This is a genomic window from uncultured Cohaesibacter sp., from assembly GCF_963556055.3.
Lineage (GTDB): Bacteria > Pseudomonadota > Alphaproteobacteria > Rhizobiales > Cohaesibacteraceae > Cohaesibacter.
In genome coordinates, this window is record NZ_CAUVYE020000031.1 from 407,166 (window position 1) to 431,223 (window position 24,058).

The 24,058-nt window shown below is 54.0% G+C and carries 25 protein-coding genes; 11 read left to right on the forward strand and 14 right to left on the reverse strand.

The window, feature by feature from the left end; genetic code table 11:
- Together ACHZB8_RS21325 and ACHZB8_RS21330 are read right to left on the reverse strand one after the other, a co-directional pair.
- Positions 1 to 1,005 carry a TRAP transporter substrate-binding protein gene (locus tag ACHZB8_RS21325; RefSeq protein ID WP_316863273.1) on the reverse strand — a complete coding sequence of 335 codons (1,005 nt, stop codon included), beginning with the start codon at positions 1,003 to 1,005 and terminating at the stop codon, positions 1 to 3.
- A gap of 116 nt (positions 1,006 to 1,121) precedes the next feature.
- On the reverse strand, positions 1,122 to 1,868 hold the full coding sequence (locus tag ACHZB8_RS21330) for an SDR family oxidoreductase (RefSeq protein WP_316863275.1): 747 nt from the start codon (positions 1,866 to 1,868) through the stop codon (positions 1,122 to 1,124).
- A gap of 222 nt (positions 1,869 to 2,090) precedes the next feature.
- On the opposite strand from ACHZB8_RS21330, the gene nac reads away from it, so the two are divergent.
- From nac to ACHZB8_RS21370, 8 genes are all read left to right on the forward strand, one after another.
- Positions 2,091 to 3,029, forward strand: a complete 939-nt coding sequence (gene nac, locus ACHZB8_RS21335; RefSeq protein WP_316863276.1) for a nitrogen assimilation transcriptional regulator NAC — start codon at positions 2,091 to 2,093, stop codon at positions 3,027 to 3,029.
- Positions 3,030 to 3,134: 105 nt separating this feature from the next.
- Positions 3,135 to 3,809 (forward strand): 4-carboxy-4-hydroxy-2-oxoadipate aldolase/oxaloacetate decarboxylase, encoded by a 675-nt coding sequence (locus tag ACHZB8_RS21340; protein ID WP_316863278.1) that lies wholly within the window; start codon positions 3,135 to 3,137, stop codon positions 3,807 to 3,809.
- A gap of 39 nt (positions 3,810 to 3,848) precedes the next feature.
- The gene (locus ACHZB8_RS21345; RefSeq protein ID WP_316863279.1) at positions 3,849 to 4,301 is read left to right on the forward strand and encodes a biotin/lipoyl-containing protein; all 453 of its coding nucleotides are present in this window, start codon (positions 3,849 to 3,851) and stop codon (positions 4,299 to 4,301) included.
- Positions 4,298 to 5,644, forward strand: a complete 1,347-nt coding sequence (locus ACHZB8_RS21350; protein ID WP_316863281.1) for an acetyl-CoA carboxylase biotin carboxylase subunit — start codon at positions 4,298 to 4,300, stop codon at positions 5,642 to 5,644. The genes ACHZB8_RS21345 and ACHZB8_RS21350 overlap by 4 nt, the downstream gene beginning before the upstream one ends.
- On the forward strand, positions 5,641 to 6,327 hold the full coding sequence (pxpB, locus tag ACHZB8_RS21355) for a 5-oxoprolinase subunit PxpB (protein WP_316863282.1): 687 nt from the start codon (positions 5,641 to 5,643) through the stop codon (positions 6,325 to 6,327). The genes ACHZB8_RS21350 and pxpB overlap by 4 nt, the downstream gene beginning before the upstream one ends.
- Entirely contained in the window at positions 6,324 to 7,325 is a 1,002-nt protein-coding gene (locus ACHZB8_RS21360) for a biotin-dependent carboxyltransferase family protein (protein WP_316863283.1), read from the forward strand. The genes pxpB and ACHZB8_RS21360 overlap by 4 nt, the downstream gene beginning before the upstream one ends.
- Positions 7,322 to 7,771: a hypothetical protein gene (locus ACHZB8_RS21365; protein ID WP_316863284.1), complete on the forward strand. Its 450-nt coding sequence runs from the start codon at positions 7,322 to 7,324 to the stop codon at positions 7,769 to 7,771. Before ACHZB8_RS21360 ends, ACHZB8_RS21365 begins: the two co-directional genes overlap by 4 nt.
- Positions 7,772 to 7,825: 54 nt before the next feature.
- A complete protein-coding gene (locus ACHZB8_RS21370) occupies positions 7,826 to 8,593 on the forward strand; it encodes a 5-oxoprolinase subunit PxpA (protein WP_316863286.1) in 768 nt (255 codons plus the stop codon).
- Between the two features lie 81 nt (positions 8,594 to 8,674).
- Here the strand turns inward: ACHZB8_RS21370 and ACHZB8_RS21375 are convergent, their stop codons facing one another.
- From ACHZB8_RS21375 to ACHZB8_RS21385, 3 genes are all read right to left on the reverse strand, one after another.
- Positions 8,675 to 9,724, reverse strand: coding sequence for a LacI family DNA-binding transcriptional regulator (locus ACHZB8_RS21375; protein WP_316863287.1), 1,050 nt, complete (start codon positions 9,722 to 9,724; stop codon positions 8,675 to 8,677).
- Positions 9,725 to 9,916: 192 nt separating this feature from the next.
- Positions 9,917 to 11,344, reverse strand: coding sequence for an NADP-dependent phosphogluconate dehydrogenase (gene gndA / locus ACHZB8_RS21380; RefSeq protein ID WP_316863288.1), 1,428 nt, complete (start codon positions 11,342 to 11,344; stop codon positions 9,917 to 9,919).
- Positions 11,345 to 11,460: 116 nt separating this feature from the next.
- Entirely contained in the window at positions 11,461 to 12,492 is a 1,032-nt protein-coding gene (locus ACHZB8_RS21385) for an L-idonate 5-dehydrogenase (protein WP_316863289.1), read from the reverse strand.
- Positions 12,493 to 12,634: 142 nt separating this feature from the next.
- Between ACHZB8_RS21385 and ACHZB8_RS21390 the strand changes: the two genes are divergently transcribed.
- Together ACHZB8_RS21390 and ACHZB8_RS21395 are read left to right on the forward strand one after the other, a co-directional pair.
- A complete protein-coding gene (locus ACHZB8_RS21390) occupies positions 12,635 to 13,405 on the forward strand; it encodes an SDR family oxidoreductase (protein ID WP_316863290.1) in 771 nt (256 codons plus the stop codon).
- Complete coding sequence (locus tag ACHZB8_RS21395; RefSeq protein ID WP_316863291.1) at positions 13,374 to 13,916, forward strand: gluconokinase; 543 nt, start codon at positions 13,374 to 13,376, stop codon at positions 13,914 to 13,916. The genes ACHZB8_RS21390 and ACHZB8_RS21395 overlap by 32 nt, the downstream gene beginning before the upstream one ends.
- A gap of 187 nt (positions 13,917 to 14,103) precedes the next feature.
- On the opposite strand, the gene ACHZB8_RS21400 is transcribed toward ACHZB8_RS21395, so the two are convergent.
- The 5 genes from ACHZB8_RS21400 to ACHZB8_RS21420 all read right to left on the reverse strand — a co-directional run bounded on the left by ACHZB8_RS21400 (position 14,104) and on the right by ACHZB8_RS21420 (position 18,728).
- Positions 14,104 to 14,871: a tripartite tricarboxylate transporter permease gene (locus ACHZB8_RS21400; RefSeq protein WP_394706236.1), complete on the reverse strand. Its 768-nt coding sequence runs from the start codon at positions 14,869 to 14,871 to the stop codon at positions 14,104 to 14,106.
- A 25-nt stretch (positions 14,872 to 14,896) separates the two neighbouring features.
- Positions 14,897 to 15,643 carry a tripartite tricarboxylate transporter permease gene (locus tag ACHZB8_RS21405; RefSeq protein WP_316863293.1) on the reverse strand — a complete coding sequence of 249 codons (747 nt, stop codon included), beginning with the start codon at positions 15,641 to 15,643 and terminating at the stop codon, positions 14,897 to 14,899.
- A gap of 5 nt (positions 15,644 to 15,648) precedes the next feature.
- The gene (locus ACHZB8_RS21410; protein ID WP_316863294.1) at positions 15,649 to 16,191 is read right to left on the reverse strand and encodes a tripartite tricarboxylate transporter TctB family protein; all 543 of its coding nucleotides are present in this window, start codon (positions 16,189 to 16,191) and stop codon (positions 15,649 to 15,651) included.
- 74 nt (positions 16,192 to 16,265) lie between these two features.
- Positions 16,266 to 17,204, reverse strand: a complete 939-nt coding sequence (locus tag ACHZB8_RS21415) for a tripartite tricarboxylate transporter substrate binding protein (protein WP_316863295.1) — start codon at positions 17,202 to 17,204, stop codon at positions 16,266 to 16,268.
- A gap of 324 nt (positions 17,205 to 17,528) precedes the next feature.
- The gene (locus tag ACHZB8_RS21420) at positions 17,529 to 18,728 is read right to left on the reverse strand and encodes a mandelate racemase/muconate lactonizing enzyme family protein (protein WP_394706245.1); all 1,200 of its coding nucleotides are present in this window, start codon (positions 18,726 to 18,728) and stop codon (positions 17,529 to 17,531) included.
- 305 nt (positions 18,729 to 19,033) lie between these two features.
- Here ACHZB8_RS21420 and ACHZB8_RS21425 point away from each other — a divergent pair, with 305 nt between their 5' ends.
- Positions 19,034 to 19,756 carry an FCD domain-containing protein gene (locus tag ACHZB8_RS21425; RefSeq protein ID WP_316863296.1) on the forward strand — a complete coding sequence of 241 codons (723 nt, stop codon included), beginning with the start codon at positions 19,034 to 19,036 and terminating at the stop codon, positions 19,754 to 19,756.
- A 254-nt stretch (positions 19,757 to 20,010) separates the two neighbouring features.
- Here the strand turns inward: ACHZB8_RS21425 and ACHZB8_RS21430 are convergent, their stop codons facing one another.
- The 4 genes from ACHZB8_RS21430 to ACHZB8_RS21445 are packed head-to-tail and all read right to left on the reverse strand — an operon-like array spanning position 20,011 to position 24,018.
- A complete protein-coding gene (locus tag ACHZB8_RS21430; protein ID WP_316863297.1) occupies positions 20,011 to 21,090 on the reverse strand; it encodes a hypothetical protein in 1,080 nt (359 codons plus the stop codon).
- A gap of 24 nt (positions 21,091 to 21,114) precedes the next feature.
- Positions 21,115 to 21,927: an ABC transporter ATP-binding protein gene (locus ACHZB8_RS21435; protein ID WP_316863298.1), complete on the reverse strand. Its 813-nt coding sequence runs from the start codon at positions 21,925 to 21,927 to the stop codon at positions 21,115 to 21,117.
- Positions 21,924 to 22,898, reverse strand: coding sequence for an iron ABC transporter permease (locus ACHZB8_RS21440; protein WP_316863300.1), 975 nt, complete (start codon positions 22,896 to 22,898; stop codon positions 21,924 to 21,926). The genes ACHZB8_RS21435 and ACHZB8_RS21440 overlap by 4 nt, the downstream gene beginning before the upstream one ends.
- Before the next feature lie 43 nt (positions 22,899 to 22,941).
- On the reverse strand, positions 22,942 to 24,018 hold the full coding sequence (locus ACHZB8_RS21445; protein WP_316863301.1) for an ABC transporter substrate-binding protein: 1,077 nt from the start codon (positions 24,016 to 24,018) through the stop codon (positions 22,942 to 22,944).
- Positions 24,019 to 24,058 lie beyond the last annotated feature (40 nt).

The window sequence follows — 24,058 nt, forward strand, 5'->3', positions numbered from 1 at the left end:
TCAGTCTCTCCCGAGCTCTGCCAGATATGCATCAACAATCGGTCCGGCTTCAGGCACGCGAGCCAGATACTCATTCAGAAGACCTTTTGCCTTTGCCTGCATTTCAGCGAACATGGCAGGAGAAATCTTGACAATGTCCATACCGTGTTCCTGCATGGTGGCAACGCTTTCCAGATCTTTGTCACGAGCGACATCCCAGAAGCTTGGCTCCAGTTTGGTTGCAATGTCCATGACCGTTTTCTGGTCTTCAGCCGAGATCTTGTTCCATGCATCCAGATTGATGGACACGATGTTGCTGCCCCAGGTGTGGTTGGACGGATAGATATATTTCAGGAATTCCCAGAATTTGCCATCAACGCCAGACGTTGCAGAGGTCGCGACGCCATCAACACGCCCCGATGCCAGAGCCGGGATCAACTCACCCCATGGGATCTGAACGCCAGCCATGCCGATCGCTTTCATGGTATCGACCGTGGTCTTGTCTGCACCGCGGATTTTGATACCAAGCAGCTGATCAACAGAATCAGCCTTGATTTTCAAGTACATGTACTGTTTCGGAGACGGTACGTAGAAAAGGAATTTCTGATTATACTTGGTGGCAACTTTTTCGATTTCAGGGCGCCAGTATTTGTGCAGAACATGCAGGTCATCCATGGAGGAAACCAGGAACGGAACATTTTCCAGTCCGAACAGAGCTTCATCACCAATCTGCTGACTGCCAAGAACATCAGCCATCGGAACCAGACCGTCACGAACGGCACGCAGATGCTCGGGACCCTTGAAGCCAAGAGCGCCACCGGCATGAACCTGGATGTTGACACGTCCATCGGTTGCCGAGCGGACCTCATCGGCGAATTTCTTCACATTCTGGGTTCCGAAGTTGGATTCGGGCATGACTTCCGAGAGATCGAATGTCGCCGCATGAGACGCAGAAACTGGTGCGAATGCTGCAACTGCCAAGATGGCGACTGCACCATACGCTATATTTTTGATAGTTTTTAGCATAGTAGCTCCCTCATTTTTTTTAAGGTGATTGCTGGTATTTTTATTGTTCATCATTATTGCTCCTCCTGATTTAAATCCTCCCGGACCCGACAGTAATCATCCGGGTCCCGTCTCCTCTATTTCGATGTAAAGCGCTCGAACCTCAGGCCTCCTTCCACCTGGAAGGTCGAGAACACTTCGATATAACTGACATTGACATGGGACGGCGCGGCAACCGCGTTGGCAACCGCGTCAGAGATGTCTTCCGGCTGCAAGATCTCGTATCCGTCCACGAAGTCCTTCTGTGTTTGTTCGGGATTACCGTGTACCTTGCCGAATATCTCGGTAGCCACTCGCGCAGGACAAAGCTCTGTCACGCGGATCCGCTTGCCATAGACGTCGTGGCGCAAATTGTTGGTCAGGGACCGCACGCCAGCCTTGGTTGCATGGTAAATCGTGTTGCTTGGGAACGAATAGGCGGCAGCAATCGAGGTCATGTTGATGACATGACCACGGTCGCGTTCGATCATTCCCGGAAGCGCAGCGGAAATGCCGTGCAGAACGGCCCGGAAGTTGATGTCAACCTGAGCGTCGATCTGTTCGGGGGCAAGAGTATGGATGCTGCCGCTGTGATCGATGCCTGCATTGTTGACCATCACGTCGACATCAAGCGAGGCGACCAGCTCACGGTAGGAAACCGTATCCGAAATATCGATGGCATGGGGCACGCAGCCGCAGCGGCTGGCCAGTTCTTCGAGTTTCGCCTTATTGCGCCCGATAGCATGAACGGTCAATCCTTCTTTCGCAAACCGCTCTGCAATGGCCCCACCGATACCGCCGGACGCACCGGTAACCAACGCAACTTTATAATCTGAAAATGCCATCCTGACCTCGTTAGAAATTGGTGTTTTAAGAAATCGTAGATCGGACGCAATCGTGTGAAAAAGAATATTTCATTCTACCCATAAAAGATTCGGATATATTTCAATTTGCGCTGATCCGTGTATGCTTGTTCGAAGGGCGGCTAAATGGCCAAATTCTTGACCCCAGAGCCATGAAGTGACACGTTACTTGGTGCCGGGTGTTTATTGCCAGAAAGGATATCGATGGATACCAAACGGTTGAGCTATTTCCTGAAGATAATAGACAAGGGCAGCCTCACTCGGGCAGCGGATGCTCTCAACATTGCTCAACCGGCACTCAGTCAGCACTTGATCGGCCTTGAGGCGCATTTCAAGCAGCAGCTGGTCATTCGCAGCCGCCACGGCGTCACTCCGACCGAGGCAGGCAAGGCGCTCTACCGCCATGCGCAGATCATCCTCAAGCAGCTCGAATTCATGAATGCCGACGTCTCTGCCGCTGCCAAGATCATCTCGGGCAGTGTGTCCGTGGGTCTTGCCCCCTATAGCACGACCTCGACCCTGTCGCTGTCGCTGCTCAAGGAAGTGAAGCGCAAATATCCAGAAATCACGCTGCACATCAACGACAACTTTGGCAGCATCTTCAGCGAACTTGTCATGAATGGCCGTATGGATCTGGCGCTGATCTACGATCCGGGCATGATGCGGGGCGTCAATTTCCAACAGGTCGCCGTCGAAGAACTGTTCCTGATTTCACACCGCTCCCTTCTGAACGCCAAGGACGGAGCGACCGAGATCTCGGTCAAGTCAATCGAGAATGTCCCTCTTCTGTTACCCAGCAAGATTCATCTGCTGCGCTCGCTGGTGGATGCCGCCTTTGAAAAGGTTCAGATCTCTCCCCGTATCGTCGCCGAGATTGAATCGATGGAAACCCTGGGAATGGCTATTTCCGAGGGCATGGGCTCCACCATCCTGCCCTGGTCGGCGGCAAGCCGAATGACCGACTTCAAGCAGTTGATCCTCCTCCCCCTCAAGGAACCAAAGATCGAGGCCTCGATCTCTATCTGCGTGTCCGATTCCATCCCGTTATCCGAACCGGCCATGGCCGTTCACGACATTCTGTTCAAGCTGGTGCGAGAACTGATTGCCTCCAATCAATGGCCCGGCGTGCGACCACCCCAGTAGGTTCCATAAGGCGAATTGATCACCCCATTTTTGATTAGTGTTGGTCGGATGGCGACATTTCGACCTACCCTTTGCGTGAGATTTTTCAACGGAAAGGACGTCTAAATGGTGCACGTGATCAAAAACATCAAGCGCCCGGATGCCGCAGACATCAAGGCAATTGCCCAGTTCACGCCCGCTACCCTGCATGAAGCCCAAGGGCGCAAGGGTGCTTTGTCATCACGGATCAAACCGATCTACAACGGCATGACCGTCTGTGGCCCGGCCATCACAATCAAATCCCATCCCGGCGACAACATGATGTTGCAGCTCGCCATCAGCATCGCCAAACCCGGCGACGTACTGGTGTTTGCAACCGACGGCTCCAGCGAACAGGGCTGCTTTGGCGAAGTGCTCGGCACCTGGTGCCAGGCCCGCGGCATTGCCGGTCTGGTCACAGACAGTGGCGTCCGCGACGGACCGGCCCTGCACAACAACGGTTTCTCGGTATTCAGCCCGGGCCTTTGCATCAAGGGCACGGTCAAGGAGACCCTTGGCTATATCAACAAACCGGTCTCGTTTGGCGGTGAAATCATCAATCCGGGCGATATCATCGTTGGCGACGACGACGGTCTGGTCGTTGTGCGTCCTGAAGACGCCGGATGGGTTGCCAAGGAATCTCGCGCCCGCGATGACGCCGAGGCCAAACTGATGGAACAGCTCAAGCAAGGCACCAATCTTCTTGAAGCCGTTGGAATGGACAAAAGGGCGCTCGGCAAGGGTTGCACTTTCGACGACTAGTCCCTCCCGGAGAAAAGGCCATACAAGAAAAGGCTTCCGATGATCGATCTGGCAAGACTGAAACGCCTTCTGACTTTGGCGTCTGACCCTCAAATAGCTGAACTGGAAATCAGACAGGGCGACTTTCACGTGAAGGTTTCCCTTGATCGATCGGCGATAAGTCCTGCCGACGGTTCATCTTCCCTGGCACCAGTCGAAAGCCGGCATGACTCGGAGGAAGAGTGCATTTCCCTCCATGCGCATTCTTCCTCCGAAACAGTCATCCAGTCACCCTTGTATGGCCTTTTTCACGCTTCGGCATCACCGGCACTGCCGCCTTTTGTGTCTGCGGGAACGAAAGTCTCCGAAGGAGACACCCTGGGCATGATTGAATCCATGAAGATGTTGCACGCCGTAACGGCCCCCCGTGCAGGAACGATCACGCGTATCATGATTGAAGATGACGCGGACGTTGTTGCCAACCAACCCTTGTTTGCATTGAGCGCGGAATGAGTTTCAAGCGTATCCTTATAGCCAACAGAGGCGAAATCGCGGTTCGCATCATCAGGGCCAGCCGCTCGCTGGGTATCCAGTCTATTGTCGCCCACTCGACAGCGGACAGCATGGCCGACTTCGTCCAGCTTGCAGACGATGCGGTATGCATCGGTCCAGCTCCGGCATCCAGAAGCTATCTGAACATTCCAGCTCTGCTGTTTGCTGCGGAATGCAGCAAAGCCGACGCCATCCATCCCGGATACGGCTTTCTTTCGGAAAGTGCCACTTTCGCCCGGTGCGCAGAAGAAGCCGGTTTCGTCTTTATCGGCCCCTCCCCCAGTGCCATTGAGATCATGGGCGACAAGATCATGGCCAAGCAAACCATGCTGAAGGCCGGTGTTCCGTGCATTCCGGGCTCAGAGGGACGACTGCCCGACGATCCGGACGCCATAGCCACCATTGCCGAGAGCATTGGCTATCCCGTAATGATCAAGGCGGTTTCAGGCGGAGGAGGCCGCGGTATGCGCGTTGTCACGGAGCCTGAGAATCTGGCCTCGGCGATCACCTTGACCAGCGAGGAAGCCCGCAACGCCTTTGGCGATCCTGCCCTCTACTTGGAACGATATCTGCAAAAACCAAGACATGTGGAAATTCAGGTTCTGTGCGACAACCATGGCAATGCCTTCTGGGTAGGAGACCGTGACTGCTCGCTTCAGCGTCGCAATCAGAAGGTCATGGAAGAGTCCCCAGCCGTCGCCATCGATCGGAGCCAGATCGCGGAAATCGGCAACCTCTGCGTCGCAGCCTGCCAACGCATTGGCTACAGGGGCGTGGGAACTTTCGAGTTTCTCTATGAGGATGCCGAGTTCTTTTTCGTCGAGATGAACACCCGCTTGCAGGTCGAACATCCGGTTACCGAGTTGACCTCTGGGCTCGATCTCGTGCAGGCGCAGATTCTCGTTGCTCAGGGCGAGACGCTCAAGCTCAGGCAACAGCAGGATCCAGTGTCTGGACATGCCATTGAATGCCGCCTCAATGCCGAGGATTCGGAAACCTTCGTTCCCAGTCCCGGAACGATCTCGAACTGGCAAATTCCCGAGTATGACTGGCTTCGAATCGACACCCACATCTCAGCGGGCCAGAAGGTTCCCCCCTATTATGACTCGCTGATCGCAAAGATCATCACTCATGCCTCCGACAGAGATCAGGCGCTCGCCCGCATGGACAAGGCGCTTTCAGAAATCATTGTCGAAGGGGTCCGAACAAACCTTCCGCTGCTGCGAGATCTCGTCAGAGACCCCGATGTGCAACGCGGCGCAGTCGATATCCACTTCATTCAAAACAGGTCAATTGAAACATGAGCATCCGCCTCTCTGCTTTCAGCAAGTCGAAAGACCAAGCCAACATAAGTCTGCTTGGCACAACCGCCATGCTGTTCGAAGCCCCAGGAGCCTTCGATCTTTCAACCCAAAAGCGCATCTGGGCACTGGCCAATGATGTGCAAGGCTGGGACGGCATCAAGGAAGCCATTCCCGGCATGACCAATATGATGTTGACCTTCACCACCCCTTGCGAAGACCCCACAGGCCTCAAGAAGAAACTGCTCGGCGCATGGGAAAAGGCCACCGACTGGAAGATCGAAGGCAAGACCATCGAGATCCCGGTCACCTACGGTGGCGAACTTGGCCCGCACCTTGATGATGCCGCCAAGCTAACCGATATGTCCGTCGACGAACTGGTATCGCTGCATGCCAACAGGGACTACGCGGTCTTCGCCCTGGGAGCCCACCCCGGCCTTGGTTATCTGGGCATCACGGACAAGCGCATATGGGTGCCAAGACGCGAGGTTCCGGTGCTGAGCATCCCGGCCGGTTCCGTCTCGATCGGCGGAATGCAGACCGCCGTATCCGCTTCACCCGGTGCCAGCGGCTGGCACACGCTGGGGCACACCGACGTGGAATTCTTCTTCCCGCACAAGGAAAACCCGACCCTGTTGTCCGCAGGAGACACGGTTCGGTTCAGAGTTGAAAGGATCATCCCATGATCAGAATTGCCTATACCATCGGATTGTCCACCATTCAGGATCTGGGCCGTGATCACAATTATCGTCATGGTGTCAGCATCGGCGGTGCGATGGACCGACTGGCACTTGAAATGGGCAACGCCCTGCTTGGCAACAACCGCTCGGCAGCGGCCATCGAGGTCACACTGTTCCCGATCAAATTCGAGATTCTCGCCAACGTCAACATCGCAGTCACGGGGGCAGACTGTTCCATTGAGCTGGACGGACAGCAAATCAACCCGAACTGGGCGTTTCACGCCGTAAAGGGGCAGACCCTCTCGCTCAGCAAGCTCAATTCGGGCTCCTTTGCCTATGTGCATCTTGCCGGTGGCATTGATGTGCCGGAGGTGCTCGGTTCCCGCAGCACCTATCTGCGCTGCGCGTTTGGTGGTGTCGAGGGACGAATGCTGCGGAGTGGCGACGTCATCCACACGGTACCACAAACGGATCCCATGCCACCAATCGCGCGTGGCGGCTTTGGCGCAATCGCGCCTGATCTGGGTCTGACAAAACCAGAACGCGCTCCTTCCATCGCCGCGGATTCGGCCACCATCCTGCGCTATCTGCCAGCCGCCGAGCACGACAATTTCGACGATGCCTCTCTGGACGCACTCGTATCGGCACCATGGCAGATCACGCCCCAGAGCAGCCGGGCAGGATATCGCCTGGCTGGCCCCAACCTTTCGATGATAGACAAACTGGAGATGCGGTCCCACGGCATCGTCCCCGGTGTCATTCAGGTACCACCTGGCGGGGCTCCGATCATCCAGACCGCAGATTCACAGACCTCTGGCGGATATCCCAAGATAGGCACCGTCATCGAACCGGACATGTGGCGCCTGGCACAGACACGAATCGGCAATCCGGTACGCTTCCAGAAGACGACCTATGAAGAAGCGCTGGCCGCTCACAGGGAAATGACCGGCTTCCTCGACAAACTTCGTGCACTCTCGAAGGCCTACAGGGACTTGCTGAAATGAAAAAGAACGTTTCTGCTACCGACCTTTCACAGGACGAGATCGAACAGATCATCGCTCTGGCCAAGGACGCAAATGTGCGAGGACTAAGCATCGAGCAAAATGACGTTCTTGTGCGGGTTGTTCTGACAAAGAAACCGGACGGTACCAGAAACAGGGAAGGCATCGAAAAGGACCATGCTGGCGAGACGAAGGTCAAGGCGATCATGGCCGCAAGATTTTTGCCGCAGCATCCGGACCGCCATGGAACCACACCCCGGGTAGGACAGCATGTTCACAAAGGGGAAACGCTCGGCTATCTGAAGAGCGGTCCCCTGATCGTTCCCCTGCTTTCCCCCAAAGAGGGGACCATTGACAAGGAGCTGACCCATGCGAACCAGCGGGTGGAGTATGGAACGGCAGTCCTGACCATTTCGGAAGAACAGTCCCGTAACACAGTCCAACGATAGCCCTATCCCATCCCATGCCGAGCAATTCGTATTGCGCAAAGAAAGGATATTGTGATGAAAATCGATCTGAACTCGGACCTTGGCGAAGGCTTTGGCCCCTACAGGCTCGGAGATGACGAAGCCCTGCTTGAAATCGTGACATCGGCAAACATCGCCTGTGGCTATCACGCGGGCGACGCCGTCATCATGGACCGCACCGTCCGCTCGGCGCTGGCCAACAAAGCCGACATCGGCGCCCATGTCGGTTTTCCGGATCGTCTGGGATTTGGTCGCCATCCCATGCACATGGATCTGGCAGAGCTTGAAAAGCATGTGATCTACCAGCTCGGTGCTCTCTATGGCATTGCGATTGCCGCCGGACACAAGATGACACACATGAACTTTCACGGTGCCCTTGGCAACATGGCATTCGTTGACCGGGAACTGGCAGAAATGCTGGTCAATGCGGTCTATTCCTTTGACCCGAACCTCATCCTTCTGTGCCTGGCCAATACCGAATTCTCAAAAGCGGCGGAGAAAAAGGGGTTCAAGACCGCGAATGTCTTCTTGGCGGATCGCGCCTATGATGACAACGGAATACTGGTAAAACGGGGGCTTCCCGGTGCTGTCATCAAGGAACCACAGGCAGTCACCGAACGGGTTCGTCAGTTCCTCAATGATGGTTCCATCACCAGCATCAACGGCAAGCGTCTGTCTACCCCCATCCACACCATTCTGGTTCATGGAGATACGCCGGGATCTGTCACGCTGGCCCGGAACATCCGAAACCTCATATCTCAGGAAGGGCATAACCTGACCCCGCTTTCGGAAATGCTCGCCTAGCAAGACTGCAATCGTGCAAGGCCCCAGGGCTCTCGGCACGGCCCCGTCCCCATGCTTGACAGCAGTTCCGTCAGCGGTTCATCAGACGGTTTCCTTGACAGAGGCCCGGAACATCAGCTCCGGCCTCAATCGGATATGTTCCGAGAGATGCTGGTCATCTTCCTCCCCCTCATCCATGGCCAGAATGCGCAAAATCAGCTCGGCGGCCTTTCGACCGACCGTTGACGCATCCACGCCAACCGTACTGGTCGGCGGGTGAGTGAAACGGGAGATCTCAAAATTGCCAAATCCACACAATCCGATATCATCAGGCACGGCGATACCCTTCTCTTGCAGCAGGCTGAGGGCACCAAAGGCAGCCGGATCTGAAACACAGAAAATACAGTCCGTCTCTGGATAGTCGTCCAGTATGGTCTGGCACGCCTGTTTCGCTCCTTCAATGCTGATCGGCATGACATCATGTTGCACCACGCGATGTCCTTCCAGACCGGCCTCTACCATGGCAGCCTGAAAGCCGCGGCGACGCGCCCCGGCGCGTGTACCATCATCACTGCTCTCTCCCAGAAAGCTCAGTTTGCGGTAGCCCCGCTCAATCAAAGCCAGTGTCATGTCACGAGCAGCCTTGAAGTTGGAGAAGCCCACGGTGTGCTGAATGGGATCCTCAGGGTCTTCCCAGAGCTCGATCACCGGAACGGAAACCGTTTTCAGCATGTCGGCTGCACGTTCGGTATGCCCGTCATAACAGATAACGAGCGCCTCGGGCCGACGCCTCAACATCATTCCGATCAGCGCTTCTTCCTTTTGCGCAAGATAGTTCGTGTGACCGATCAACAGCTGCAAGTCTGCCTCGGCAAGCTCATCGGTCAGGGCATGGACCATTTCGGCAAGATGCTGGTTGTTGAGGGATGGCAGCAACAGAGCGATAAAACCGGAGCGCTTCGAAGACAGACTGCCAGCCGTCAAATCGGGAACATAACCAAGTTGCCGGACCGTCTTGAGGATATGTTTGCGCGTCTTTTCACTGACCCGCCCGTCCTTTTGCAGGGCGCGGGATACGGTCATCGTCGAGCAACCCGCAGCGGCGGCCACATCCCGCATGGTCACTTTTGAGAACTGTTTGGGTGGCTTCATTCAGATATTTGTTCCTTCTTTGGGACGGATCCCGGCGAAAAGCGAACCGGACAAAGAGACGTCAACTTGCAGGCATGTCTATCTATAGCCTTGATTCTCGTGCCAAGAAACAGCATGGCGCCACAAATCCCTTGCGGCGCCATACATTTCTCAACCAATCCAGCAGGTTGAAACGGGTGCTGACTGCACGGGCTATTCCCATTCGGTGTGGAACACACCTTCCCGGTCTGTCCGACAGTAGGTATGAGCGCCAAAGCAGTCTCGCAATCCCTGAATGAGATTGGCCGACGAGCGTTCCTTACGATAGCCATCATAATAGCTCAATGCCGCAGACATGACCGGAACAGCGATCCCATGCTCGGCACAGAGCCGGGCATTGCTGCGCCATTCAACCTGGCATTTCGCCAGCATGTCGGACATGCCATCCGAACAGACCAGATTGACCAGATCGGGTTCCGCCTCAAAGGCTTTGACGATGACATCGAGCAGTTTGGATCGCACAATGCATCCGCTGCGCCAGACTTTGGCCACGTCCACTAGCCGGACACCCCATTTTTCCTGCTCATTCGCTTCCCGGATCAACGCAAACCCCTGCGCATAGGCAACGATGACAGAGGCAAACACGGCATCGCGCAGGGATTTCAGTGAAAGGCTGTCAACCACAGCCGTCTGGCTGTCCGGCCCTTTCAGGCAAGAAGCAGCGATCACCCGCTGCTCCTTCTGCGCAGCCATCGCCCGCGCAAAAACCGCTTCGCTGATCATCGTGGCCGGAATGCCATATTTGAGCGCAGCCTCGACACTCCAACGACCAGTTCCCTTCTGCTCGGCAACATCAAGAATGGCCTCCACCAGAGAACCGCTTGACTTCAGATCATCAGGGCGAGCCAGAACCTTGGCGGCAATTTCCATCAAATAGGACCCCAACTGGCTGTCATTCCAGTCAGAATAGATCCGACTGCACCAGCGGCTATCCAGATGATAGACATCGCGCATCACCATATAGGCCTCTGCGATGATCTGCATGATCGCATATTCAATGCCGTTGTGAACCATCTTGACGAAATGGCCTGCGCCGCCTTCGCCGACATGGGCACAACAGGGCTGGCCGTCATAGCTGGCGGCAATTTTCTCAAGAACAGGCTGCATCAGACGATATGCGGCAGCATCCCCGCCAGCCATCATCGAGGGACCATGCCGCGCCCCTTCATATCCACCCGACACACCAAGCCCGATGAAGTGAATCCCCATTTCGTGCAGATTGGTCTGGCGTCGGATCGTGTCTTCATAGTGCGAGTTGCCACCGTCTATAACCACGTCTCCGCGCGATAGAAACGGTGCAATCTTGCCGATCAGGTCATCGACGGGATCCCCAGCCTTGACCATGAGCAGGATCACGCGCGGTTTGGTAAGGGAATTGATAAACCCGTCAAGATCTTCGGCAACCGAAAACATCTCGGACAATTTGCCATCAAGCTCGCCTTCGAGCTTGGTGCGGAACTCACCACACGCCTTTTCCCACGGATCGAAGACAGCAACTCCAAACCCCTTTTCTGCAATATTCAGCGCCAGATTCTGCCCCATCGGGCCCAAACCAATAATGCCAATTTCCCGTTGTTTCATGGACCTTCTCCAAGTCGCAGCTCTGTTGGATAGAAACACGTCATTGTTATGTTATCGATATCAATTCCAGAGCCATATTATTTGGTGGCATAAGTGAAATTTATGCCACCCTTGCATCAGAATTTCAGTTGTACCTTCATCGCCCTCTTGCGATCGGAAGCCAGCTCGAACGCATCGACCACCTCTTCAAGAGGAAACACCTTTGTAAGCAGAGGCGACAAGTCCACGCGCCCGGAACCGATCAGTTCCACCGCCCAGGCAAAGTCTTCAAAGAAGCGGAAAGAGCCGCACAACTCAATCTCTTTGGTCACGATGGCATTCTGCGGAATGGTTACATCCCCCCCGAGTGCCAGCTGGACGATACGCCCCTTCGGACGAACAACATCAAGAGCCGTGAGGATCGCGGCCTGACTGCCCGAACACTCTACCACCGCATCGAAATACCCCTTGTTTTCACCATAAGAGGCCAACGGGTTGTCGCCACGACCAACATTGAAAACCTTGTCCGCGCCCAGTTGGCTCACCCGCTCCAATGCCTCATCGGCAATGTCGGTCGACACGACCTCCAACGCACCATGAAGCTTTGCAGCAACCACCACAAGTGCACCGATCGGCCCAGCCCCGGTCACTAGAACGCGTTTGCCGATCAACGGCCCAATTCTGCTGACAGCATGCAAGGCGACAGAGAACGGCTCGGCGAATGCGGCATCCGACGCCTTGGCACCTTCAGGAAAAGCAAAACACTGGCTTCCCTTTGCCACGAGCCGTTGACTAAAAGCCCCATGAACATGCGGAACCCTCATGGCACTGCCGTAGAAACGCATGTCGAGACAATGGTTATACATTGCCTTCTTGCAGTAAGCACATTCGCCACAAGGCACGCTAGGATTGATAGCAACCAGATCTCCGACACGAACATTCGTGACCGCACCTCCAGTTTCCAGAACCCGCCCCGAAACCTCATGCCCCAGAATCATCGGATGCTGAATCCGAACCGCACCAAAACCGCCATCCTGATAATAGTGCAAGTCGGAACCACAGATCCCACCCGCCTCGACGGCGATCAGCACATCCTCTTGCCCAACCGCGGAGATCTCCGTTTCCTCAACATGAAGGTCTCGTGGCCCATGACACACAATCGACTTCATTTTCATTCTCCCGTATTCACCAAATTTCATGCAGGGCACATCACTTTGCACTTGACATCAGCCCCTTTGCTGAAGAATGTTATCGATAACACAAAATTCGTCAAGAAAATTCTAAAAATTAAACAGAGGAAAGGAAAAAACCGTGAATGTAGACAGTCTTTTCGGGCTCAAGGGCAAACGCGCTCTTGTCACCGGATCCGGACAGGGCATCGGGTTTGAACTGGCCAAAGGGCTGGCGCAGGCCGGCGCAGAAGTCATCATCAACGACATTGATCCCGAACGCGTCGATAATGCAGCCAGCAAACTCGCCTTGATCGGAGCAACCGTTCACATGCTGCCCTTTGACGTCACCGACCCGGAGCTTGTTACCGCCAAAATCGATGAATTCGAACAGCAGACTGGCCCGATCGACATTCTGGTCAACAATGCGGGCATGCAATATCGCGCTCCGCTGGAAGAGTTCCCAGCCGACAAGTTCGATTTCCTCATGAAGCTGAATGTCAATTCCGTCTTCTATGTCAGCAAGGCGGTCGCCCGCTACATGATCGAGAGGGGCAAAGGCAAGATCGTCAATATCTGCTCCGTGCAAACAGCACTGGCACGTCCCTCGATTGCCCCTTATACCGGCTCAAAGGGAGCCGTTGCCAACCTCACCAAGGGCATGGCCACAGACTGGGCCCGCCACGGATTGCAGGTCAACGGGCTGGCTCCGGGCTACTTCAAGACCGAACTGACATCGGCTCTGGTTGCAGACGAAGACTTCACCAACTGGTTGAGCAATCGGACGCCTGCCGGGCGTTGGGGCGATGTCTCCGAACTGGTTGGAGCATGCATTTTCCTGAGCTCTGAAGGCTCATCCTTCGTGAACGGACACATTCTCTATGTCGATGGCGGTATCACAGTCTCGGTCTGACCCTCTGCCGGTCATCATCGTCATGGGCGTCAGCGGTTGCGGCAAGTCTTCTGTCGGAGCGGAACTGGCAGCCAGACACGGCCTGCCTTTCCTTGATGCGGACGACTATCATCCCAAGGCCAATGTCGACAAGATGTCGAAGGGCATTGCCTTGCAGGATGAGGATCGCTGGCCCTGGTTTGAAATTCTTGCAAGCACAATCAACGAGAAAGCAGACCAGGCAGGAAGTGCAGTATGTGGCTGTTCCGCACTGAAGCGCAGCTATCGCACCTATCTTTCCGACCATATCGACCGGCCGGTTCTATATATCTTCCTGTATGGGAGCAAGAAACTGTTGTTCGAGCGCATGTCCGCCCGCAAAGACCACTATATGCCACCGAGCCTGCTGGAAAGCCAGCTGTCCACTTTGGAAGAGCCCGGAGACGACGAAAATGCCGTCGCCGTATCGATTGACAAGAGTGTTTCGGAAATCGTCAACGAGATCGAAGAGAGTCTGGCAAAATCCCGTTGATGCGTCCAATCCGGCACGCTTGGCACCTCAAACCTGTTTCCGGGAGACACCCCCCGGAACCTATTCTTTCAGTCTGGCGACACATGCCTGCCCACATTCGACGCGATGCCAGTTACACAGCAAGTGGCCACAGGCGGGGCAAAGCAATCGGAGCCGGGGCCATCCCATGGATATCCCCGGCCGGTCGTCATTTTGATCTCTCCTGCTCAAGCAGGTATGCAGCCTCGCTGCTCGATTTTCGTCTGTGCATGGCGTCTCGAGCGCTAAGAACGATCGTGATCAACAAGTATAGTGCGGCCAGTCCGAGAAACGCCAAAGAGAACGGGCGTTGAAAGAACGGAAGGGCCGATCCTTGCGACGACATCAGGGCAGACCTGAGATTGACCTCGATGATCGGGCCAAGAATGAAGCCAAGGATAAGTGGCGGAAACGGAATATCGAGTTTGTAGAGCACATAACCCAAAATACCGAATCCGACCAATGCATAGACATCGAACATCCTGTTGTTGGTCGCAAAGGCACCCACGACGCAGGTGATCATGATCACCGATAGCAAAAGGGGCTTTGGAATCGAAAGAATGCGAACAAAGACCCGAATACCCAGAATTGAGATGACGAGCATTGCAATATTGGCCACGATCATTGCCGCAAACAGGGCATAGACAAGCTGCCCATTCGCGGTAAACAGCATGGGGCCAGGTTGAATGCCGTGAATCATCAAGCCTCCAAGCAGCATTGCCGTCACGGAATCACCCGGTATGCCCAACGCCAGCAATGGCACCATGGCAGACCCGACATTGGCGTTATTCGCCGTCTCCGAGGCAATGATGCCGTCTGGAATGCCTGTACCGAATTTCTCGGGATAACGACTGGCACTGCGGGCGGCTGAGTAGGCAAGAAGGTTTGATGCACTTGCACCAATACCGGGCAACAGACCAACACCGATCCCAATCATCGCGGATCGCAGCATGTTCCACCAGTTATCGACCAGATCCTTCAGGGTGGCACCGGGAAAGCGTGGAGATGACAGGCTGACAGGTGCCGATTTTTTTTTGCCTGCCAGACTTGAGGGCTTCCGTGATGACCTCCGTCACAGCAAACAGACCCAACAGGACCGGCAGAAGCGAAAAGCCACCATCAAGCTCCGAGATTCCAAATGTAAAGCGAGGCACCGCATCTGTCGGAGCAAATCCCACGAATGCTATCAGAAGCCCAAGCAGAGCAGCCAGTATCCCCCGCATGATGCTTTTTCCCGCAAGCCCGGCAACAAGACACAGGGCAAAGACGGAAATCGAAAAATACTCATATGTGCCAAATGAGAGCGCGAAACGAGCCAGAGGGGGAGCAAGGAAGAACAGCATCAAAAAGCCCCAGATGCCGCCCATGAATGAGAAGAAGATGGCAAGACCAAGAGCGCGTCCTGCATGACCATTCTTGGCCATGGTATGGCCATCAAACGTCGTTGCAATTGAAGAAGGCGTGCCGGGAATGCCAATGATGATAGCAGACACAAGGCCACCGGAAATGCCCCCGATATATAGGGAAATCAACAGCACCAGAGCCGTGAGCGATGGCATTCCGAATGTCATGGGCAAACACAGGGCAACAGCCATGGTTGCGCTGAGACCGGGAACCGAACCAAAGATAAGACCGGTAAAGACACCAATGAGGATGGTGAGCATCGGCCCAACGGTGAATATTTGTTCTATTCCGGAAATCCAATACATGGTTCCTACTCCCATAGCCCGGATGGCAGAACGAGGCCGAAGCCTTTCACAAAAATCATCCAGATCAAAACACTCGTAACCACAGAGAACACAGCATTAAACACGAGAGACTTAAGCTTCTTTTCTCCACCAAGCAGCTGGATTTGCATCATCAGATAGGGGATTGTGCTAAGGATGAAACCAAGCAGGGGCAAGACACCAACATATGCAACGAGAAGCACGAAATTTGCTGCAAAAATGAACAGGCGCTTGGGATTGTCTTCTGAAGCCGACGAGGATAGCTCTTGGCTCTTCCCTTCTGTCCCACCCTGCGGTGTCGCAGCTCGTGCAGCTGTTCTTCTGCTGGTTTCCTTACGATAAAGAAGAATTGCAGACCCGATATAAAGGAGGCTCACAAGGATAATGGCCAGTGAAACAAGTTCGGGCAAGAAACCACTGTCAATTCCAACGGGCATACGTCTGGGTATTGTGAGCGCGTAAAGATATGAAGCCACACCAAGCACGAGAAACAGAAGCCCGGTTGCTATGTCCTGATATGTTTTTTGCATTTTAGTTTCCTTAGCGTAAAAAGCCACCCGGATCTGACATGCACGAAGCATCGGTCCGGATGGCAAATTTCGCACTATTTCAAGTCAACCATATTGACGATCGCATCCAGTTCCTCCATGCGAGCAACGGCGTCATCTCCAATCATCGCGACCGGTTCTTGAGCATAGGCCTTGATGTCAGCAATATAATCAGGATTCTGGACAACCTTCATGACGGCTGCACCGAATTTGTCTACGATCTCCTTGGGAGTTCCCTTTGGAAAGGCAAAGTAGAAATTGAACTGAAAGGCAATGTCGTATCCCTGTTCCTTCAGCGTAGGAATGTCGGGCGCTGCTTTGATGCGCTCGTCGGTGAAGGTTCCCAAGGCACGAAGCTCGCCATTCTTGAGATAGTCCTTGACCTGAGCATAAGGGTTCTGTGACAGATCAACATTGCCACCCAAAATAGCTGTCAGTCGTTTGCTGCTGCCGCCGACGTCAACCAAATTGAATTTCAGCCCCTTCTTGTCAAGCAGCTTGGCGATCAGATAGGTTGTTGCACCCACATTTGCAGTCAGGCTCAAGGATTGCGGCTCGGCCTTGATGGCAGCTGCCAGATCATCCATAGTTTTCCAGGGAGCATCTTTCTGCACAAGCAGAACGGTACCGCCTTCCTTGCCGGCAATGGCTGCCAGTTCAAAATCCCGCCAACCAAAATCGGCAATGCCAGTTGCGGTGCTGACCATCAATCCGGCATGGTAGAACATGACCTTGTAGCCATCTGGTTTGGCCGACATCACCTGTCTTGCACCAATGGTGCCACCAGCCCCGGCGATATTGACAACCGGCAAGGCAACTCCCAGTTCCTTCTGCAAGTATTTGGACATCTCGCGAGCGTTGAAGTCCGTGTCTCCCCCGGTTCCGACAGGCACTACTATCTGAATCGGTTTCTCAGGATATTCTGCATAAGCGGGACTCATCGCGAACGCGGCCGAGATCGCAGCAGCACAAAAAAGTGTAGACATGACTTTCATGATATTTTTCCTCCATAATCAGTTACCTGAAGCTATTGAAGCCAAGGTGAACAAATTCCCATTCGTGGGCGGAAGGGGGGGCTCCCACCCATTGATTACAACGCATTTCACGGTTTGCCGGTTGGCCAACTCGACAGATGGAAAAGACGATGCACTCCGGTTGCTAGATTGGCGGCCTCCCAATGCCCGCCAATTTCAGGATTGGACGTGTTTTTACTCCGTGCGAACCTCCTCTTCATGTATTGATCTCTTGTGACCAAAATTGGATTTTACCTACCAGACACGTGACAACGCGCGATTTCTCGATGAGCTAAATGATGCTGGTCAGGATGAGGCCGTGAATGTTTCTTGATGCTCGATCCAGGCGAGCGCCTGTTCCGTGAGAGTGAAGCCCAGACCCGGCCGATTGGGAACGATCATCCGCCCATCCTTGATCTGAAGTTCTTCGTTGAACAGAGGTTGCAACCAATCAAAATGCTCCACCCATGTATCATGATTGTAGGCCGCAGCCAGATGCAAATGGATCTCCATTGCGAAATGGGGAGCCAAGCTCATGTTCTTCTGATCGGCAAATGCCATGATCTTGAGAAATGGTGTAATGCCGCCTACCCGTGGGGCATCTGGTTGAATGAAGTCACAAGCCTTGTTGTTGATCAGCTCCAGATGTTCAGTGACGCTGGTCAGCATTTCACCGGTGGCTATCGGGGTATCCAGCATGGCTGCCAACTCGGCGTGGCCTTCGGCATCATATGCATCCAGCGGCTCCTCGATCCAGAACAGGTTGAGTGGTTCCAGAATTCGACAAATACGGGCTGCAGTTGTCCTGTCCCACTGCTGATTGGCGTCGACGGCAAGCGGAAAATTATCGCCAATCTTTGCGCGAATGGCCGAAAGCCGTTGCAGATCAATCATCGGATCGGGTTGCCCCACTTTGATCTTGATCCCGCCAATACCGTCTTCGATGGACTGAGAAATATTATCAAGAACCTGTTCGATGGGGCTGGAAAGGAAACCGCCCGATGTGTTGTAGCACCGAACGGTATCCCGTTGGGCACCAAGCAATTTGGCAAGAGGCAAATTGGCTCTTTTTGCCTTCATGTCCCACAGGGCCACATCAAAGGCGGCAATTGCCTGCGTGGCAAGGCCAGATCGACCAACGGAAGCACCAGCCCAGATGAGCTTGTTCCAAATGCGCGCAATGTCATTGGGATCTTCCCCAATCAGATTGTCGCAGATTTCGACGGCATGAGCATAAAGACCGGGACCACCGGCACGTTTGGAATAGCTGAAACCAATTCCCTTGTGGCCTTCCCTGCTTTCGATTTCGGCAAATAGCATTGCCACAGCTGTCAAGGGTTTCTGACGACCAGTCAGGACTTTGGCATCGCTTATCGGGGTTTTGAGCGGCAGATTGATCAAGGACAAGGTAATTCGATCTATTGCGTCCGTAGTGGCCTCGCTTGGCGGTAAACCGGCTTGCATCGGATTCTCAGGCAGCAGACGTTTTGCGCTTCCTAAATCCATCATAGTTAACTCCTATGCTCTTGTTGTAATATGGTACGTATTTCTTGTTGTTGAGTGTTCGACACCGCCAATAGCTCCGAGGAAACGGTGCATTTGAACCAGAGACCGGCAAGGCAAACCTGTCTTGACGATTGTTTTGCAACGACGGAAAATCCGGACACAAAAGCCCGTTACGGGAAACGATATCGTTTCCTCCGTTAGGTCTTCCGTCGATGTTATGAGTGTTGAATGGAGCTTCACATTAATCTCTTTTTATGTCAATAATGGACTAATATGTCACTAATAGTGTGGATTTTGTGCTCACAATGAAACAAATTGATACTAATTTCGACAATACGGAATCCGTAAGTCAGCTCGTTCTGATAACCTGCCAGCGCCTCAAGGAATTGCTGATGGAGCCGGAATGGGACGAAGCATCCCGCCTTCCTCCGGAAGATCATTTGGCGCGCAGTTTGGGGGTTTCCCGGCGCACCTTGAGGGCAGCTCTGGCCGAGTTGAGAAAGGAAGGGCTCATCGTCACCAGACGGGGGTCTGGAAATTACGTGCAGAACGCAAACAAAGACGCATCGATTGCACCAAACCCGTTCAGCACCCTGTCCATCCATTCCATGGTCGACCTGCGGGCCTGTTTGCGTTTTCGACAGGTCATAGAGGTCGCCGCAGCCGGTGATGCGGCCGTTAATGTTTCAACCAAGTCGCTTGCCAGAATAGAAGCCGCTCTGGAAAAATACTGCCTTGCGTTGCCGGGGGATGAACAATTCGAGGCAGACTTCGCGTTTCACAGTGCCATCGCTGTTGCCTCTGGAAACCCCTTTTTCTCTGCTGCCATTGGAAGTCTGAAAGTCCCGTTTCGGATGAGCTATGATTTCAGCCGAAAAATGCGTCGGGTCTTGTTGAACGAAAGAACAAAAGTCGCCGAAGAACACGCCAAAATCGCGTCTGCGATCAAGGACCGGGATGTTATCGGAGCACGAGAAGCGATGGAGCTTCATAACAGCGCCACGATCAATCGCCTGTTTGGCGGATGACCCTGCGCAGGATTCATTCAAATTACGAAAAACACGGACGAAAAAACAAAGGCAAGGAGCGCTTGATTGCGGGCAATGCGACCGAGGTCGTCCACCTTGCATCATGAGCGGAAAGTGGCAGCCTTGTTAGAGGATGCTTTATGAAAATATCAAGCCGAAAGAGCTGATATTCGGTTGGGTATCATCAAAAACCTGAACAACCCTCCTTTGTCGAGGGTTATTCAGGTTGATAATCCGAAATGTCAAACGTGCCGCTAGTCGATGCGATCAAGAATGTCCTCGGATTTCATGTCAATCAGCACCTTGCCTATTTCAAATTTGTAGGTGTTCCAGCGTGTAATTTCTTTCTCACTCGCAAGACCCGCATTGACCTTCTTGCCAATGCTCGCGAAATCCTCAGGCAAAAGCCCGTCCTTCAAGCGCAGGCTGACCGTGTCATCTCCTCTGCTGAACTGGAAAGAAAAGCTGCCGAACGGAGATTTCGGTGCGGACATGTCGGAAATGGTGCTGCTACAGCGTCGTCTCGACCCGGCACGCAACACATATTCGAAGCAATCAATCAATCCGGGAGGGTTGAGGCCACAGCGGACATGGATCTCGTCCCGATCGAGACTTTCACCCTGCCAGCAGTGATAGACCAGATAGGTGAACAATTTGTGGGCCAGAACGATGCCGGCAAAATGATCCTTGTCGTGAAAATCCATCATGCCCTGAAATGGAATCGTGATCTCGCCAATTCCGTCCCTGACCCGCAAGTCCTGAAGCGAGGATGTGTCAGGCGTAAAGGCAAAGACATCCGGTTGACCTTTGGGATCCATGGCCTCCGAACCAACGTCAAACTGGTAGAGATCTTCCCCCCGTTGCTCCATGAAGCTTTGGGCAAGCGCATCGGAACGCTGCTGCCAGGCAAGCGCTTCTGCTGGAGGACAGAGACCGGCATCAATCCGCTTGGCGGTTGCTGCGAAGTCATCCGGGATCACGCCGTCACGCAGATGACCGGTCACGGTGCCTGCGGTTGTGCGCAAGGAGAAACTGAGTATCCCGGAACACTTACAGGCACCCGAGCCGAAACCGGGATCAAAGATAGCTCTCTGGCGGGAAAAGGCGCGCGTGACAAATTCCAGACAGTCAACCACACCGGGTGGAGTGGCCCCGACGATCAGGCTGCTTCGAAACCGTTGAAGCTCATCAATCTCCAGAGCCTGCATTGAGGCTTGCAGAAATTTCCAGCCAAGAGCGACCCCGGCTCGATGAAAGCGCCCGTGGTACTGTAGTGCATCCTGAAATTTCAGGATCTTGCGCCCTTGGCGATCATTAACGACAAGTTCTGTCATGATTTAATTCCGTTGGTTGTTTACTCATTTTGAAATCTGTTGCTTGCCTGTCATTCCAAGCCAGTCGGGAACGACAGTGCGCAAGGCAGGCGCTTGGGCGCTATAGCTGACAATGTTGACATGGATGCCGTAGATATCGCGGATGGTCTCGGCATTCATCACCTCGTCCGGATGACCAAACAGGGCTGATCCCCCCGGGCGCATCAGCAGAGCCTTGCTGGAAAAAAGAAAGGCATGATCGGGATTATGAGTTGTCATGATCACCGACAGACGGCGGTCGCAACTCAGAGACTTCAGCACTTTGAGTACTTGTGCCTGATTGAAAATATCCAGATGGGAGGTTGGTTCATCCAGCAGCAGAACATCCGGTTCGGCTGCCAGCGCTCTTGCAATGATCACCAACTGCGCTTGCCCACCGCTGAGTTCATTGAAATTGCGCTCCCGGAGCGATTCCAGTCCGACAAGGGAGAGCGCGGACAAGGCAACCTCCCGGTCCTGTTCACCGGGTTCACCAAACAAGCCAATATGGGCTGCCCGCCCCATCAACACCATGTCCAGAACAGTGAAGCCGAAGGTATCTTCGTTATGCTGAGGAACATACCCGATGGTCTTGCCGAGCAGCTGACGGCTCATCGTGGAAATATTGTGCGCCCCTATCCTGATATCTCCGGCTGCTGGTGTCAGCAAGCCGTTGAGACAGCGAAGCAGCGTGCTTTTTCCGGCACCATTGGGCCCAATAATGCTCAGGATCTCGCCAGCCTTGAGCGAAAAGCTGATATCGCGAAATATGCATTGCTGACCGAAGGAAAAATCGAGTTTTGTCACACAGACCGTCATGACCACTTGCCCCCTGTCCTTGCCAGAAGCCAGGCGAAAAACGGGGCTCCGACCAGGGCGGTCAGGATGCTCAGCGGAATTTCTGCGGTTGTCGCGGTACGTGCAATCACATCAATGATCAGCAAGTAGCAGGCCCCGATGCCCAGAGAAGCGGGCAGCAGAACCGAATGGTCGGGCCCAAGAAACATGCGTCCGATATGTGGTACCAGCAATCCGACCCAGCCGACGATGCCTGCAACGGCGACGCAGGCAGACGTCACGATGGTGGCAGCGCCAATGATGGCAAAACGCAACAGACGGGTGTCCTCACCGAACGACCGGGCGGCCTCTTCACCAAGCGCCAGAACGTTGAGTCGCCAGCGTAGCGCCACCAGCACCGCAGAGCCGATGCAGATAATAGGACCGGCAAAGAGCAGATCCCTGTAACCGGCGCTCGAGAGACCTCCCATCAGCCAATAAACGATCGTCGGCAGCTTCTCTTCGGGATCAGCCGTATATTTGACCAGCGAAATCAGAGCGGTAAAGACGGCTCCGATGACAATCCCTGCCAGCACCAGCATCAACAAAGAGCTATTGCTCTTTTTCAACCCGATAAAACAGGCCATGGAAACCGCGATGATGCCAAACAGGAAGGCCAGAATATTGGCCACAAAATAGGAATCGGCGATCAAAAGTCCCAGCGCAGCCCCGAAGCCAGCTCCTTGCGCAACACCCAGAATGCTCGGCCCGACCAGAGGGTTGCGGAAAAGCCCCTGAAAGGCGGCTCCAGAGACGGCGAGCCCGGCACCAACCAGCAATGCGGCAATCCCTCGCGGCAAGCGGATGCCGAGAACCACACTTTTCGCGACCGCTTCAACATCTGTACCCGTGGGGATGAAGATCGCCATGACCTCCTGAATGGAAATGGCGAAGCGTCCGATGCAAAGAGAGACGGCAAGGCTCAGCAAGGGCAAACAGAGGAGGAGCCACAAGGTTCCTCCTCTTCTTTCTCCCGACAGGAAACGGATCTGCATATCAGTTCCATTTCCAATCGCTGGTTGGATCCGGTTTGAGAATATGATCGATATCGTCTTCGGATAAGGTGAAGTCATACAGACGAGAGAAATAATCCTTCATTTCTTCTCGAATATCGATATCGGCAAAGAGGTCCGGCTGATTGATCGAAGCCATCCACTTCAACATCAGAGCCGAGTCGGCGCTGGGCGGATACCAACGATAGATGCCCAGAGGAATCTTGTAGACCCGTTTTTCCTTGACCGCCTTGACGGCACTCCAGTCTTGTCCGGGAACCTTGTTCTCGTAGAGATCTTCCGGCGTCGTGCTACAGAAATTGGTGATATAGATCACGTCGGGATCCCAACTGAGGATCTGTTCCATATTCACCGTTGCACCACGAGGACTTGTCTTGATATCCGAGGCAACGTTCCTCGCCCCGGTATTTTCCAGCCAGTAATTGGCAAAAGACCCCGTACCGGTCGCCATGAGACGCTCGACATTGAACAGGATGAGGCCCTTTGGGCGATCCTCTTGTTTGATATCAGCGGTTTTCGCTCTGATTTGCTCGAGGCTCTGATCAAATTCGTCGCGAATCTGTTGCGCCCGATCCGCTTTGCCCAGCACTTTGCCAAGAATATCGAGATAGCCGGTGTAATAGTCGTAGAAATCTCCACTATCGGTTGCGATGACGGGCAAACCGACGGATTCCATTTTCTCGATTTCCTTCTGTTCGGAACTGACCTGGAAAACAAGATCGGGCTTCAGCTTGAGTATTTCTTCGAGATTGACCTTGAAGCCCCCTTGAATGAACCCGGTTGGAACATCCAACAGCTCGGGAGCGATGCGCGAGAGCACGGATTCCCGAACGGCCGTTTGGGTGACCGGGTGCATCCCGACGATCCTGTCCCCCGTTCCATCAACCGCCGTCAGCATGGGCGGCATGACAACGGGAATGCTGACGATGCGCTTTGGATCGGCTGGAATGGTCACCTCTCGATCCTGCATGTCCTTGATCACGACGGTGTCCGAAGCACTTGCTTGACCGGTTGATAATGACAGACACAGCGCAATGGCACAGGCAAAAGCGGCTCTCATATTTCACTCCATATTTTTGAAACATTCGAATTATCCTGCC

Excerpts from the sequence above, each read along its gene's own strand:
- ACHZB8_RS21325 (WP_316863273.1), bottom strand. The coding sequence starts at position 1,005 with ATGCTAAAAACTATCAAAAATATAGCGTATGGTGCAGTCGCCATCTTG.
- ACHZB8_RS21330 (WP_316863275.1), bottom strand. The coding sequence starts at position 1,868 with ATGGCATTTTCAGATTATAAAGTTGCGTTGGTTACCGGTGCGTCCGGC.
- nac (WP_316863276.1), top strand. The coding sequence starts at position 2,091 with ATGGATACCAAACGGTTGAGCTATTTCCTGAAGATAATAGACAAGGGC.
- ACHZB8_RS21340 (WP_316863278.1), top strand. The coding sequence starts at position 3,135 with ATGGTGCACGTGATCAAAAACATCAAGCGCCCGGATGCCGCAGACATC.
- ACHZB8_RS21345 (WP_316863279.1), top strand. The coding sequence starts at position 3,849 with ATGATCGATCTGGCAAGACTGAAACGCCTTCTGACTTTGGCGTCTGAC.
- ACHZB8_RS21350 (WP_316863281.1), top strand. The coding sequence starts at position 4,298 with ATGAGTTTCAAGCGTATCCTTATAGCCAACAGAGGCGAAATCGCGGTT.
- pxpB (WP_316863282.1), top strand. The coding sequence starts at position 5,641 with ATGAGCATCCGCCTCTCTGCTTTCAGCAAGTCGAAAGACCAAGCCAAC.
- ACHZB8_RS21360 (WP_316863283.1), top strand. The coding sequence starts at position 6,324 with ATGATCAGAATTGCCTATACCATCGGATTGTCCACCATTCAGGATCTG.
- ACHZB8_RS21365 (WP_316863284.1), top strand. The coding sequence starts at position 7,322 with ATGAAAAAGAACGTTTCTGCTACCGACCTTTCACAGGACGAGATCGAA.
- ACHZB8_RS21370 (WP_316863286.1), top strand. The coding sequence starts at position 7,826 with ATGAAAATCGATCTGAACTCGGACCTTGGCGAAGGCTTTGGCCCCTAC.
- ACHZB8_RS21375 (WP_316863287.1), bottom strand. The coding sequence starts at position 9,724 with ATGAAGCCACCCAAACAGTTCTCAAAAGTGACCATGCGGGATGTGGCC.
- gndA (WP_316863288.1), bottom strand. The coding sequence starts at position 11,344 with ATGAAACAACGGGAAATTGGCATTATTGGTTTGGGCCCGATGGGGCAG.
- ACHZB8_RS21385 (WP_316863289.1), bottom strand. The coding sequence starts at position 12,492 with ATGAAGTCGATTGTGTGTCATGGGCCACGAGACCTTCATGTTGAGGAA.
- ACHZB8_RS21395 (WP_316863291.1), top strand. The coding sequence starts at position 13,374 with ATGTCGATGGCGGTATCACAGTCTCGGTCTGACCCTCTGCCGGTCATC.
- ACHZB8_RS21400 (WP_394706236.1), bottom strand. The coding sequence starts at position 14,871 with ATGATTGGGATCGGTGTTGGTCTGTTGCCCGGTATTGGTGCAAGTGCA.
- ACHZB8_RS21405 (WP_316863293.1), bottom strand. The coding sequence starts at position 15,643 with ATGTATTGGATTTCCGGAATAGAACAAATATTCACCGTTGGGCCGATG.
- ACHZB8_RS21410 (WP_316863294.1), bottom strand. The coding sequence starts at position 16,191 with ATGCAAAAAACATATCAGGACATAGCAACCGGGCTTCTGTTTCTCGTG.
- ACHZB8_RS21415 (WP_316863295.1), bottom strand. The coding sequence starts at position 17,204 with ATGAAAGTCATGTCTACACTTTTTTGTGCTGCTGCGATCTCGGCCGCG.
- ACHZB8_RS21420 (WP_394706245.1), bottom strand. The coding sequence starts at position 18,728 with ATGGATTTAGGAAGCGCAAAACGTCTGCTGCCTGAGAATCCGATGCAA.
- ACHZB8_RS21425 (WP_316863296.1), top strand. The coding sequence starts at position 19,034 with ATGAAACAAATTGATACTAATTTCGACAATACGGAATCCGTAAGTCAG.
- ACHZB8_RS21430 (WP_316863297.1), bottom strand. The coding sequence starts at position 21,090 with ATGACAGAACTTGTCGTTAATGATCGCCAAGGGCGCAAGATCCTGAAA.
- ACHZB8_RS21435 (WP_316863298.1), bottom strand. The coding sequence starts at position 21,927 with ATGACGGTCTGTGTGACAAAACTCGATTTTTCCTTCGGTCAGCAATGC.
- ACHZB8_RS21445 (WP_316863301.1), bottom strand. The coding sequence starts at position 24,018 with ATGAGAGCCGCTTTTGCCTGTGCCATTGCGCTGTGTCTGTCATTATCA.